The organism is Candidatus Lariskella endosymbiont of Epinotia ramella, from assembly GCF_964019805.1.
GTDB lineage: Bacteria > Pseudomonadota > Alphaproteobacteria > Rickettsiales > Midichloriaceae > Lariskella.
Genome location: NZ_OZ026472.1, coordinates 445,917 through 459,397, shown reverse-complemented (window position 1 = coordinate 459,397; position 13,481 = coordinate 445,917). Strand labels below are relative to the sequence as shown.

At 34.8% G+C, this 13,481-nt stretch carries 10 protein-coding genes; 4 read left to right on the top strand and 6 right to left on the bottom strand.

Going from position 1 to position 13,481, the window contains the following annotated elements; all coding sequences use genetic code 11:
• Positions 1-26 precede the first annotated feature (26 nt).
• Positions 27-887, top strand: coding sequence for a motility-associated protein (locus tag AACL20_RS01965; protein ID WP_339052433.1), 861 nt, complete (start codon positions 27-29; stop codon positions 885-887).
• A 21-nt stretch (positions 888-908) separates the two neighbouring features.
• The gene (locus AACL20_RS01960; RefSeq protein WP_339052432.1) at positions 909-1,817 is read left to right on the top strand and encodes a flagellar motor protein MotB; all 909 of its coding nucleotides are present in this window, start codon (positions 909-911) and stop codon (positions 1,815-1,817) included.
• Positions 1,818-2,050: 233 nt separating this feature from the next.
• Here the strand turns inward: AACL20_RS01960 and AACL20_RS01955 are convergent, their stop codons facing one another.
• Together AACL20_RS01955 and AACL20_RS01950 are read right to left on the bottom strand one after the other, a co-directional pair.
• Complete coding sequence (locus AACL20_RS01955) at positions 2,051-3,295, bottom strand: hypothetical protein (protein ID WP_339052431.1); 1,245 nt, start codon at positions 3,293-3,295, stop codon at positions 2,051-2,053.
• A gap of 493 nt (positions 3,296-3,788) precedes the next feature.
• Positions 3,789-5,120 carry a ComEC/Rec2 family competence protein gene (locus AACL20_RS01950; protein ID WP_339052430.1) on the bottom strand — a complete coding sequence of 444 codons (1,332 nt, stop codon included), beginning with the start codon at positions 5,118-5,120 and terminating at the stop codon, positions 3,789-3,791.
• 53 nt (positions 5,121-5,173) lie between these two features.
• Here AACL20_RS01950 and AACL20_RS01945 point away from each other — a divergent pair, with 53 nt between their 5' ends.
• The gene (locus tag AACL20_RS01945) at positions 5,174-5,617 is read left to right on the top strand and encodes a hypothetical protein (RefSeq protein WP_339052233.1); all 444 of its coding nucleotides are present in this window, start codon (positions 5,174-5,176) and stop codon (positions 5,615-5,617) included.
• Positions 5,521-5,754, top strand: coding sequence for an IS1 family transposase (locus AACL20_RS01940; RefSeq protein ID WP_339052649.1), 234 nt, complete (start codon positions 5,521-5,523; stop codon positions 5,752-5,754). Before AACL20_RS01945 ends, AACL20_RS01940 begins: the two co-directional genes overlap by 97 nt.
• Positions 5,755-5,874: 120 nt before the next feature.
• Here the strand turns inward: AACL20_RS01940 and AACL20_RS01935 are convergent, their stop codons facing one another.
• The 4 genes from AACL20_RS01935 to AACL20_RS01920 form a co-directional block, all read right to left on the bottom strand.
• Complete coding sequence (locus tag AACL20_RS01935; protein WP_339052658.1) at positions 5,875-6,732, bottom strand: ComEC/Rec2 family competence protein; 858 nt, start codon at positions 6,730-6,732, stop codon at positions 5,875-5,877.
• A 1,540-nt stretch (positions 6,733-8,272) separates the two neighbouring features.
• A complete protein-coding gene (locus AACL20_RS01930) occupies positions 8,273-9,148 on the bottom strand; it encodes an IS982 family transposase (protein ID WP_339052429.1) in 876 nt (291 codons plus the stop codon).
• Positions 9,149-10,188: 1,040 nt separating this feature from the next.
• Complete coding sequence (locus AACL20_RS01925) at positions 10,189-10,956, bottom strand: Bax inhibitor-1/YccA family protein (RefSeq protein ID WP_339052428.1); 768 nt, start codon at positions 10,954-10,956, stop codon at positions 10,189-10,191.
• Between the two features lie 185 nt (positions 10,957-11,141).
• Positions 11,142-12,899, bottom strand: coding sequence for a class I poly(R)-hydroxyalkanoic acid synthase (locus AACL20_RS01920; RefSeq protein ID WP_339052427.1), 1,758 nt, complete (start codon positions 12,897-12,899; stop codon positions 11,142-11,144).
• Between the last annotated feature and the right edge of the window lie 582 nt (positions 12,900-13,481).

Sequence of the window (13,481 nt, the reverse complement as noted above, 5' to 3'; positions counted from 1 at the left end):
CATTTAAATATAAGAGAGCTGAGAAAATGTCTTTTGGCTTAGGATTGTTTGTAGTTTTTGCGTCGATGATTACAGGCTATCTAGGTGGCGGTGGGAATATTATGGTTATTTTTCAACCATTTGAGTTGCTACTTATAATTGGTACTGCAATTGGTAGTTTTATTATTTCAACTCCTAAACATTTAAGGGCAGAAGTAATAAGTTGTTTGAAAAAAATTGGTGCAAAACACCAGTATCATAAAGAACACTATACAATACTCTTGTTGTTTTTGTTCAATTTTTTGAAAAAAGTTCGTACTGCTACAGCTATTGAAATAGAGAGCTATTTAGATAACCCTGAAAACAGCAGTTTATTCGATGACTTGAGAACATTACCTAATAGTGAAGCTATTACTACCTTCTTCTGTGATAGCTTCAGAATGGTTATGCTAGGAGTCGATAATCCACATGAAATTGATAACATGATTGAATGTGTTATACAACGTACTTTTGACAAGATGAAGGAAGCAGGTGCTGCAATTCATACGCTTGGTGAAGCATTACCAGGACTTGGAATTGTTGCAGCTGTAACAGGAGTGATTATAGCGATGGGAGCAGTTGGTGCTGATGCTGCTACACTTAGTATTAAAATAGCATCTGCTATGGTTGGAACGTTAGTAGGCGTCTTCCTCTCTTACGGAGTAGTATCTCCGATAGGGACGCTATTTGAAAAAATAGCAAGTGATAATATAGTGCCGCTGGAATGCATAAAAATGGCGATTATAACATATGTTGCAGGTCACCCACCGTCTCTTTGTATGGAACTTGCTAGACAGATATTACCAGCTGAATCTAAACCATCCATAATTGAGTTGGAGAATGCAGTAAATTTATTGAGTAATCAGTAACAAGATTAATAGAGCGCATATATGGCAGAAAAATCACCTCAAGATAAGCAGGTCATAGTGATTAAAAAGATCAAGCGCAATGTATCACATGGCAGACATGGTGGCGCTTGGAAAGTTGCATATGCCGATTTTGTCACAGCTATGATGGCTTTTTTCTTGTTACTTTGGTTATTAAATTCTACACCCTCTTCTAAACTTCAAGGCATCGCTCAGTTTTTTGAACCAACCATAGGTATAGTAGGCAGAAGTGGATATATGGATGGTAGCTCTCAGAAAAGCAATGAGACCGAAGTAGATTCTGAAGGCAGTACTGTGAAAGGAATAGTGTATGGAGTCAAGAAAGCTGGTGAAGTTATAAGTTCTGAACAAGGTAGACAAAATATTACAATTGAAGAGGAAAACGAAAAATTTACCACTATAGAAAATGAATTGAAAAGAGAGATAGAAAAAGATCCGCAGCTTAGCCAGTATAGAGGAAACGTATTGTTTGAACAAACGCCAGAAGGATTAATAATAAAAATAGCAGATAATGATGGCAAACCTATGTTTGAGCGCAGTAACGCTCAAATGACTCCTCAAGCACTTGTAATATTGAATAAAATAGCAAAGCTGATTAAATATGTACCTAATTTTATAGCGATAGGTGGTTATACAGAAAAGAATCCTGAGAATTTATTTGCAGATTATAGTAACTGGGAGTTATCAGCCGACAGAGCAAATTTAGCAAGGCGAGAACTTGTGAAAGATGGAATATCACCTGATAGAATAGCAAAAGTCACTGCGTTTGCTGATACAAATCCTGAGATTCCAAGTGATCCTTCTGCGTCTCCAAATAGGAGGGTATCTATCATGCTGCTTAGAAATTCAGTAATGCCATCGTATAAAGTATCAACACCTAGTGATTTTGACAAGAAAAGTACAGGAAATTAGTGTAGCTATGTAGTTGCTATATAGTACACACGCCAAAAATTAGCTTTTAGAGCGGCCCCTGTACTAATCTAATATACTTATGGCACTTGCTTGGCAGTGCATAACAAAATCCATAAGGTTTTTGGCAATTTTCTCACTTTTTCTGCTGAATTTTCCAGCGTGCCATAGTTGCTTGCAAGGCCAAGATCAATCCTCCTGCTTCTTAGAAAGTGATGATACATGCGACTTAAAACTCAATCAAACGTGAGCCAAGTGTAATTACTTGCAGCAATTTCATCTAATAATTCAAGTTCAACTGGCAAGTAATTATTAAATATATATCTACCAGAAGTCCAACCTGCTGTGAATTCGTGGTTAAGATACATGTTAATAGCCCCATTCCCATCTAGTTTAGGAGTTCCAGTAAAAGAACTGCAGATACGCGATAATATAGCAGGGAAACCTGTTCCTGAGCCTAGAATATTAATTATACTCACAGTATTTGTATTGATATCGAAAGCTTTCACACAAACATCAGAAAATTTATTACCAATATCTATTTGAGAAGTAGCAGAATTAAACTCAATACATGCCTCTCTAAGTCTCTGATGAAGTTCACCTGATTGATCGCTCGCAGCAGCAACATACCTCTTACAAGTAATATCCATAGCAAACATAGACTTCTGATAAGCACTGATCTGATTTAATATTGACGCAGCTTTAACTGGCAAATCTGACAGTTTATGCTTCTCATATAGCTCAGTATTTAATGCAATGTTCGAGAAAAAGTTCTTCTCAGCATCAATTAGGTTTTGTATTTCACTTGCAACATATGTAGGATTTGAATTTGCAGGAGTTGGTGTGATTCCAAGCTTTGCTAGTATACCATTTTCACCATAAGCACTCTCATTTGAGGCGACTTGAGCGGCGTAAAGCTGATTAAAATTTGACTCAATTTTAGATGCGGTATCTGCATAAAGTGCTTTTTTAGATGCATTTCCACTAAGAGTCTGACCAACTTTGTTTAAAGCATCTGTGAATATCTTTTTAGTTTTAGCATATACTTGAAAAAATACAGTATCAAATGACAAAGGGCCTTCTTGTGCCTTGCCTGTGATAAGCTCAAATGCACTATCAAAAGCCTCACTTTTGTAAGCTTTGTGTTTTATTACTTGATGTGCTGTGGAACTTGTGTTGCTTGCTTCAAGTGCGCTTAAAATTTTATTTGGTAATAATGAGAGTGTTTTAAGATGAAGATTGAGTTCGCTTAGATCAGACAAACTGCAATCATTTGGAAGCATAGAAATTTGTGAGCAAACACTTTGTTTTATATCATCCATAGACAAAGGCTCGAGCCGATTTGTCATAGTAAATATCTGAGAATCCGTAAGATTTGTTGCAGAAAAAGTCGCAAAATCCCGCCCAGAAGACTCAAATTCCTTGCGTACTGATGCTGCATTCCTTGCTTTAACAAAACCTGGATTACTATAATCTACCATGTTTTTACCTGTCCTTTATTGCAAATAGTTTTTTTAAGTCTTAAGCATTACGTTTAAGATCTCTTAATAAAATTATAAAACATGATGTTGGATATATAGTCAATTACTAAAATTATATGAATACGAATAATTTATAGTCGCTTGCGTCATCACTTCCTAAGAAGCGGAAGAATTTATCTTTGCCTGCAAGCAATTATGAGGCAAATGAATCCAGCAGGAAAAATACCAAAATTGCGATTTTTGATGGAAAGACTTCATATAGTCGATATTTTGCACCATGGATGGAATCAGAATAAGTATGCAAATCAGTTTTTGAAGCAGTGGATAAAGTGCATATTACCTGAGGTCAATGCAGAATTGCTCTTTTATTTATATTTCTACAAAGTGAGACTTCAAAAAGAGCTAGAAAGAATTGTAACGCAAGTGATAGTGAACATAAGGACCATTCTGCACTAAGCCAATTTTGAAAAATATGGCAAGTACATATAAGCAGTTATTTAAAAACTCTCTCATCCTCCACATTTACTATCACCATCTCAGTGCCAGAAATTTTCACTAAATGCGCACCTTTTTGATTCAAATCTGATAGATTTATACTTCTTTTCGCACTACTGCAGACAAAATTCTTATCTGCAAGGTTTACAAATAAATCTACAGCTTCACATTCCTCTTTCAAACTATCAAGTTTGCTTACTATAACAGCTCTAATACTATCTTTGGTATATTTACAAATATCAGCATTGCAGCCTTCTATTTTTGATTTTGCAAGTGTTTTGAGTGATTCTACTCCAAGCTCATTCATCCATATATTTCTTATATATCTCTCTTTAACACCACTTGAAAACAACACTTCATTCTTATCTCTAACTGCAAATAACTTCCCAGATTCACTAATTAATATAGAAGGCTGCTCGTGAAAAAAAAGCGTGGCGATAGAATATACAAACATCGGAATACCTAAATACCGAACTTTAGTTCTACAAAATGATATAAGCAAAGCGCCAAAAACCATTACTGCAATAGCATAATTGCTAAAACTAGGCACATAAAATGACGAATTTGGTAGAATATAAACTAAATTCGCAACATATAGCATTATGTTAATACCAAACTCCATCGGGATTATAGCAATTTTCTCAAGCCCAAGCGGCATTAAAAACATAGATAAAATTCCAAGTGGCATTATAAAAAAGTCATTTAATGGAATACAAATTAGATTTGCAATAACACTATATGTAGAAAATTGGTGAAAGTGATATATTATAAATGGCGCAGTTGCAAGACCTGCAGCAAGAGTAGAAACTGTAATATTAAGCAAATAGAAGAATACTCTTTTTACATAATTTTTTTGCTTCAAGTTAATAAATAAAAACTTACCAAGAAACCTGTAACATACTATTAGACCAAGACAGGCACTAAGCGACATCTGCAAGCTCGGACTAAAAATAGCTTCTGGTTGAAATAATAATATTAAAGAAGCACCTATACATAGTGAATTTAACGCGTTTGGCTTTCTATCTATGATAATACCAATTAGAAATATGTAAGAAACAACCAATGCACGCTGCCCAGAAACAGGCATTCCAGCAAGCACAAGATACATAGCAGAACCAATCATTGAAATGAACGCTGCTATTTTATCACTATAATATGTACCTACTACTTCAAAAATTGCTATTCTTGTATATTTGCCATTTTTATTATTTAAATTGCTTTCTGCTTTTATATCTCTAGATTTTTTATGCTGATAAGCTGCAAACCTTGCTTGTATCACAAGTATTCTGATAATTATAAACCTTGTGCTTATAAAAAGGAGAGTTTTCACAATTAGATAGAGATATGATATGATCACTGTTTTAAGAACTAAATGGTGGTTTTATGGTTTGTTGTAAGGGATGTGGTTCCGATAGCTTTATAAAAAACGGCATTGTGAGGGGTGTACAGCGTTATAAGTGCAGATCATGCCTTCTAAATTTTGTTGAGGGCGATCTGCGCAAAAAGCCTCAAACAGCCGTTAAGAAAGCACTATGTGTTATGCTATATAGCCTTGGCAAGGCCTCTTTTTCTATGTTAGGCAGGATATTAGGACACTCACCGTCCATAATTTATCGCTGGTTAGTAGAGGCGATGAACAAGACTCAGGAGCCAATCATCTCTTCGGATATTATGGAGATGGAATTTGACGAGATGTGGCATTTTATTGGTTCAAAAAAAACAAGCTTTGGATCATCAAGGCGGTTGATCGTAGCACAAGGAGAACTGTTGCATGGGTTACAGGCAATCGTGATACTGCAACATTCCAAAAGCTCTACGACAAAGTGAGTCATCTGAAAGAATGTCATTTTTATACGGATGATTGGAATGCTTTTTCTAAAGTTTTACCAAAAAAGCGTCATACGATTGGCAAGTCTGGCACAGTATCTATCGAGAGAGATAATAGTAACACGCGACATCATTGACACGGCGTACTAAGATCGTTTCAAAGAAGGAGTCAATGGTCTACGGATCCATCAAGCTTTGGTGCGCTCTTACAACACCACAAATATTTACACAATATCAAGAACAAACCTTATCTATCTTTATGTGAAAACTCTCATAAAAAGTATTGTAGAAATTAGTACGATATGCATACCTGAGATCGCAATTATATGCGCTATCCCAGCTATTCTGAGAGCTTTAAAATCACTATCTGTTATGCTTGATGCATCTCCAACTAAAAGCCCAGATGCAACACCAGTAGTTCTTTTTTGCATATGTGAGGATAATATGCCAACAATCTTTGCTCTTACTTTATTAACAAAAACTACCAACTCTATAAAAATGCCATGTCCAAATGCAAGTTTTTCATATAACTCTTCTTCCACTTCTTTGAACTGAACATCATGTTCACCAAATAAAGCTTCATCATTTAACTTATCATCTATATACAGCTCATCTTGTTGTTCATTTTGATGTCTCTGTGACTTAGACAGCACTCTAACTTTACCAGTCGCATAACCAACAGCACCTATTTGTTTAAAATACGCATGTCTACTAAAATCAAAGCCCCAAGGTAACATCGGCCTTGGAGGTGGCAATATATTACACCTAACCTCTATTTTATCACCGACATTCAGAGCTAAATTTTTCTCCCTTGTATTAATCCTGATCTTCACAGGACTGTTAGCCTGCTCCACTTTGTCTATACTTAAATCATAAAGATATAATCTCAAATCTCTCGATCTTACCTCTATATTTTCTATCTTGCCAATCACTAATACAGAATCAATCTTTGTATCTATCATATGTGTAAAAGCACTGTCACTTCTAAATCTTGCAGCTAGATAGCCGATAGATATACAAAGTACTGCAGCAAGAACGCAATAAAGAATTACATTTCTTTTTGAGCACATCATCAGTATATATAAACACACTAAAAGTATGAGTAGCTGGTACATTTTCATAAATGCACCAACATAGAAGAAATAGAGTATTCCGAGTCCTGCGAAGAAAGGAACCCACAGCAGCCTATTTTTTATTTCTTCAGAGAACCAAGACAAGTTTTATAGTACAAGAGTTAATTGATATTAAAGCTTCACAAGTATAGTCAAGAAGATTGAAAGTATTATAGAGTAAGTATGTAGCACAATCTGAAGTTATATCTTTAGCACACAATTTTCAAACATTTTAGCAAGCTGCTGATTTTGCTTTCATAAATAATATAATGCCTTCAAATTCCCTGACTATATTTTAAAAATTAGGCTAAAAAAGTCTGCGCAAATAGCTTTGATGAGCAGTGCTATTATATATTGCAATTTTTTCAAGTACAGAGACCAATTATCTTAATTTTACAAAAAAATATCAAAACTACGAAAGCATCTCTATTTATAATAAGGCAGCATGACCTCTCCTAAAGCACTATATTTTATAGATTGCTTGCTATGATCTTGATTTTCTATTTCGATTTCAAAATTCCAATATATAATGTCACTTCCTATAGTAGAAATTTTCATATACATTTCTTTCGTCACTTTTAAAGCATTTTTACACCTTCGCAGTCTCCATATAATCAGATTGATCAAAAAAAGGACTAGTTGCTTGGACTATATTTAGCTCTTCATTTATTGCATTTATATCAATATCAAACGTATTATTTACCTTATTAAATTAGCACGAGTTGCCAATTAATATTAAGCATCTAAGCTACTAATTACCGGTAATGCGGATCAATAGATCTTTCATCAAATCATCAAAACCAGTACCTTGATGCAAAAACCTTTTTCATATGTTATTTTTATTTATTTGCAAAAACCCTCAAGCAACATATAGGGCTCTAAAATCTGCCACACAGCAAGCAATTAATTGACAACTCGCGTTAAATTATATCAACACATATACTGCCGCTTTATATTAGACCTCTTTTGAAACTCTACTTCCCTTTTTGAGAACTGGTGCGTTGATTTCGTACCTAGGATCCTAATGTATATCAAATACACTCCTATCCTTCTTGCGCCTAAATCTCCTGCCATTTCTTTGCCAGAAGCTAGTTTCAAAAGAGGTCTATTATTTATGTTATTGAGATGAAGGCATAATGGGCAATATTCTGCTGATTTTCTCATAAGCAGCATAATATTTAAGCGGCCAATAGAATGCACAAGCACAGACTAGTGGATCATCTCCCATATCTCAATATTTTTGCTCGCAAATGAGCTTAAAAACTCATCTTTTTTTAGAATATGTTAAATATTTGCGATATTTGCAATGCTAGGCTGTATCTTGCAATCATTACATATGATAAATTAAGTTGTAGTTTATGTATATACATAGATATGCGTTACACCCAAAGGAAAATAGCATCCTCATCCAGCGAAGATTTTTGGAAAAAGTAATAACACATGTATGTTTTGGTTCAATTCTTTAATGCGCAAACCTCAGCTCAATTTACTATATAGCATTGCCGGCAAAGTGCACAAGCATATCGCTTAATATAAACCCGAATTATGGATTAGCAATATGGTATGTATTAGTAATAGATGGTTTTTTATCCTTTAGTTGATAAGCAATTAAAGTAGCAATTATATGAATAAAAGCATTAACTGGTGACCTATGCCTTGAATGTTCTAGTTGTAGTTTGTTTTTTAGATAGTCAAAAACAGTTTCTAAGGTAGAGCGCTTTCTTAGGAATATTTTTTCTTCTAGAGATAAAAGACAGTTTTTCATCCCTTTTTTTAATCCAGTGACTAATTTGAGTCCTCGCTTATATAAAGCTAAAAATAACGATTTGGAGATATAACCTTTATCACCAAACAAGAGTCCTTTGATATTATTACTCATTATCATAACTTGCGATCTATCATCTTTGTTACCTTTGCTCATTGATACTTTTACTAATCCTCCTTTTTCATTAATGATAATATGCAGCTTAAAACCAAAAAACCATCCCTTCGTAGTCTTTCCTAATGCTGCTATCCCTTTGAATACTTTGTTTCTAGAGATTCTTTTATAGTGACAAACGGATATGGAGGTAGAGTCTATATAAGAAATGTTGCTACTTTTAGAAAGTAAAGTATGTAACAAAACAGATAATGTAATTACTACCCTTGGCATTAATGCTACAAATCTTTCATAACTTGGCATCAATGGAAATTCTGCTCTATATAACTGCAAATATGAGTTATAGAAAAATTTAAAATTTTTACACGGCGATTGTTGAAATAGTATTATTATTGTTATTATTTCAGACTCATAAAGTCCTGGTACTCTAGTCGGATTTACGCTTGTGCCATCTGAGATCGATCTTTTATCCATCTCTTTTTTACACTCGTTGCTAAAATCATCGATGAAACAAAATAAATTTGTGATATCTTTTTTCATAGGTAGGTCTCGATTGTTTACTCAAACCTTATCTTTACCTACCTATTCATATGATGGCAACCTCTCTTAATCCATAATTCGGGTTATAAGCAAAGGCCTTGCCTTTGCTTGCACGCACTTTTAAAGAACAAGGTTTTTAGAAATTCGTTTTAGTATGCTGCTTAAGGTGAGCTAGCAAGAGAGTCACTGAATATTCTCAGAATATTGTAGTGTTAGAGGCAATCGATAGCTTTCATTCTGCATGCAACACACAGATTCCTTATGTCAAACTTGGATTTTGATAGGAAAATTAAGATGAGATTTAAAATGAGCTATACTAGAATTACAGCGACAAAGAGCACACTTAAATTAAAAAAAAGACGAAGCTAAAGTGTTCTGTTATTTGTGTGATTTTGTATAAGCTATTAGCATGTATAGCAAAGGAAGTTAAAGATATGACAAACTGACATATGGTTTTAAACTTCAACTTCCTTGACTATAGTACAGCCCTATCATTCTCTTTCAGCTAGAGGATACTCGCCATACTTTATAAAATTGGTGCCTTTTAAAGACCACTCGTTATAGATTATTACACACATACCACAAAGTTCTTCCTAGCTCTTATTTGAAGTCTAACTTCGTATGTGCGTATCATTAAATAACCAACTCTTCATTTTATCTGTGGTATATAGATCTCTTCCTATGAACGCACGAAACACACAAAGAGAATAATAAATAGAAACTTTTAACAAGCAGACTTTTCACACTAACAACAATATTACTTGGATGAGCTTGCTACCAATGAAAACTACCTATAAATCACACGTCTACATGTAAGTTAATCATCTTCCTGAGTTTTTCAAATGATGGCAAGAAAAACCGCAATGGCATACAACAATTAAATAATGAACAATAAGGCTACCTACTTTTGTTGTCACTGACAAAGCTATAACTATTAAAACCCTAAGCAGCAGAGAAAGCATCATTTTCCCTGCCGCCCTTAGAAATGCCAAAAGATACAAACATGTTATGAAAAAAATAGAAAAGACCTCTATATAGATTTAATCTCTTCTGTTTCCCATGATGCGCAACAAGGATATAAACAGATTTATGAAATCCATGTATAGGTTTAGAGCTCCAAATACAGCAACCTTTGAAACGTCAGCACTAGCACCACCAAGAGCATAGTAAGAATCCTTAATCTTACGAACATCATAAGCAGTAAGACCAGTAAATATCAATACACATATGAATGATGTAATGTAATGCAGCCCACTACTACGCAAGAAAATATTCACTAAACTAGCTATAATGACCCCAAACAAGCCCATCATTAAAAATGAGCCAAAGTTAGTCAAATCTCGCTTGGTTGTATAACCATAAATGCTCATGGCACCAAAAAGTGAAGCAGTAATGAAAAAGACACGAGCTATGCTCTCACCAGTATAAGAATAGCATATTATAGCAACTGACACACCAAGCGATGCAGCATACGCGAACAAACAAGCTCTAGCAGCTTGAAAACTTATTGTGGCAGACTTTATACTCATGAACATCACAATGCCTATAGGAGCAAAAACCGCAACCCACCACATAGCACTCGACATAAGAGCCACAACCAACTGCGGAGAGGAAGCTATATAAATAGCAACAGCACCAGTTACAGCAAGCGCAAGCATCATGTAATTATAAACAGACAACATATAAGCACGCAAGCCCTCACCGAAGGTCGTATGCTTATCTGCTGCAACACTAGAAATATTCGATTTTAGCTTTATATAATCCATACCCATATCACAAAATAAAATTTTACAACAACAATCTAACATAATCTATCACAATTTGCAATCAGCACATTGATCAAAATTCCCATGCATTTCTAAATTTATAAAAATACAGCGCCATTTTTATTCTATTCAGCTTTTTAAGCTATGTTTTATTCATAAAAGCTTAGGCAAACTAGATTGCTCAAAACACTGCAGGACACCAGTTGTGATTGATCGGCAACTCAATGTTAAAAAGATAATTTCTTTTTAACATAGCTACCCGGCGCATCTTCTACTACCATTTTTTTATCAATTGATCTCTGTGGAATTTTAGCAGCCCCATGTTTTTGCATCCAGACTAACCAATCGTTCCACCAAGAGCCTTTAAATTCTTTAGCTTGCTCTAACCATGCTTCTGGCTCTTTCCCCAGCTTTTCATTGGTCCAGTAGCAGTATTTCTCCTTGCTAGGGTGATTAATGGCACCTGCAACGTGACCTGAACCACTCAACACAAATCTCTTATCGCCTGAATACACCGAAGTTGCTTTATAAGCTGATTTCCAAGGCGCTATATGATCATCCTTTGTAGAAAGTATATAAGCTGGAATTTTTATATTTCTCAAGTCAATAGATATATCACCAAACTTAAGCGCGTTTGGCACGACAAGCGCATTGTCTTGATACATTCTCCGCAAATATAATGAATGCATTGCAGCAGGAAGGCTCGTAGAATCAGAATTCCAGTAAAGTATATCAAATGCTCTAGGTGATTTTCCAAGCAAATAGTTATTTATAAAGAATGACCATATCATATCGTCAGCTCTTAGCATGCTAAACGTTTGATATAGATAATATCCATCAAGAATCCCATCCTTTGCCATTATACTTTCGATAAAGCGGAGCTCAGGCTCATCTATGAATACTCCAACATCTCCACATTCAGCAAAATCCACCAGCGTCGTCAAAAATGTTACTGACTGTACTATATCAATTTTCTTTGCAGATAAATACGCCAAAGCTATAGCAAGGAGCGTTCCACCCAAACAATATCCTGCACAGTGTATTTTCTGTTCTTTTGTGATTTCTGCAACTTTCTTGATTGCAGTCACAGCGCCATCCATCAAATAATCTTCAAAAGTTTTATGCGCAAACGATTTATCAGGATTCACCCAAGATATCATGAAAACTGTATAACCCTGTTCTGTTAGCCATTTAACATATGAGTTGGCAGGCTGCAAATCTAAGATATAAAACTTGTTTATCCAAGCTGGAATTAGAAGCAGTGGTGTTTTATGCACTTCTTTTGTAACAGCTTCATACTGAATCAGCTGTATTAATTCGTTCTGATATACTACTTTTCCAGGTGTAATAGCTAAATTTTCTCCAACTGCAAATGCAGTTTTATCAACAGTTGGTATACTAAACTTACCATTTTTTTGTGCAGCTTTTAAATCTTGAAGAAGGTTTTCCATACCTTTCACAAAATTCTCGCCGTTGCTTGCAATCGCTTCTCTCATTACTTCAGGATTAGAAAAAGCGAAATTTGCTGGAGATATTGCATCACTAAAACGTTTTGTATAAAATTCTAGCTTTTTCTTTTGTTTCTCATCTGAGATATTTGAGCATTTGGCGATGTTGTTTAGCCAATCGGATTGCTTTATGTAAGTATCTTTCATAAATGCAAAAAATGGATTGTTTGTCCATTCTGAATCTGCAAATTTTCTGTTGTTTGAATCTGTGCTTTTTACCGAGGACAAGTTATTCAATGCACAAGAGGATGCAAACTGCTGAATCATAGGCATGATAATGGCAGGATTTGACCAAAACTGCATCACAGGAAGCATTACTTGCGAAAGCTCTTGTATCATAGAGCCTGGAGCATCGGCCTCTTGATTTGCGCAAATTGACATAAATATTCCCATCACTTCCTGATATTTTAGGTAAGCTGACGTAAGATTTGAGCTAAATTTTTGAAAATCATATACGCTTGGATCCATTGTCTGCATAACTTCCACTTCCTGGTATCTTGTGTTAAATCAAATTTTTGCCTTGAAGCCTTCTAAACGCCTTAAAATAAAAGTTGGCAGAGAATTTCAGGCAGCAAAAATGGCTTCCTAAATCCAATGAGGCATTAGCTAGTACTGGAGTTTATATAAAAACAATAGGAGCTGCAAGCAATAACAAACTATTCATGAGTACGCATGAATATTATTATGTAAATATCAAAAAGATATAAATACTTAAAGTTTTGATACTTGTTTTCTGCAACCAAACATCTTAAGTTTTCTTTGCAATAATTATTTGCCTGTAACAATAGACCTCTTGCATAACCTCATTCTGAGCTAGAAATTTTTTGCAAAACGTCGCAACAATGATCTCCGTGAGTATTTTTATGTATTGGTGACAATAAAATCATAGTTTTGAACAGGTTATGCAAGAGGTCTAATGGAGAAATAAGGCCTTATCGTGTTAAATTTATTTTGCTAAATTATTAGCAAATTGATACAACCATATGGTGAATGTTGTTTCGCATGCTTGGTATTGGCATGTGCTTGCGCTTCACTATTGCTAATTAAGTCGTTGTTAAG

Coding starts and splice junctions, on each gene's coding strand:
- AACL20_RS01960 (WP_339052432.1), top strand. CDS start 909: ATGGCAGAAAAATCACCTCAAGATAAGCAGGTCATAGTGATTAAAAAG.
- AACL20_RS01955 (WP_339052431.1), bottom strand. CDS start 3,295: ATGGTAGATTATAGTAATCCAGGTTTTGTTAAAGCAAGGAATGCAGCA.
- AACL20_RS01925 (WP_339052428.1), bottom strand. CDS start 10,956: ATGTTAGATTGTTGTTGTAAAATTTTATTTTGTGATATGGGTATGGAT.
- AACL20_RS01935 (WP_339052658.1), bottom strand. CDS start 6,732: ATGTACCAGCTACTCATACTTTTAGTGTGTTTATATATACTGATGATG.
- AACL20_RS01945 (WP_339052233.1), top strand. CDS start 5,174: ATGGTTTGTTGTAAGGGATGTGGTTCCGATAGCTTTATAAAAAACGGC.
- AACL20_RS01920 (WP_339052427.1), bottom strand. CDS start 12,899: ATGCAGACAATGGATCCAAGCGTATATGATTTTCAAAAATTTAGCTCA.
- AACL20_RS01965 (WP_339052433.1), top strand. CDS start 27: ATGTCTTTTGGCTTAGGATTGTTTGTAGTTTTTGCGTCGATGATTACA.
- AACL20_RS01930 (WP_339052429.1), bottom strand. CDS start 9,148: ATGAAAAAAGATATCACAAATTTATTTTGTTTCATCGATGATTTTAGC.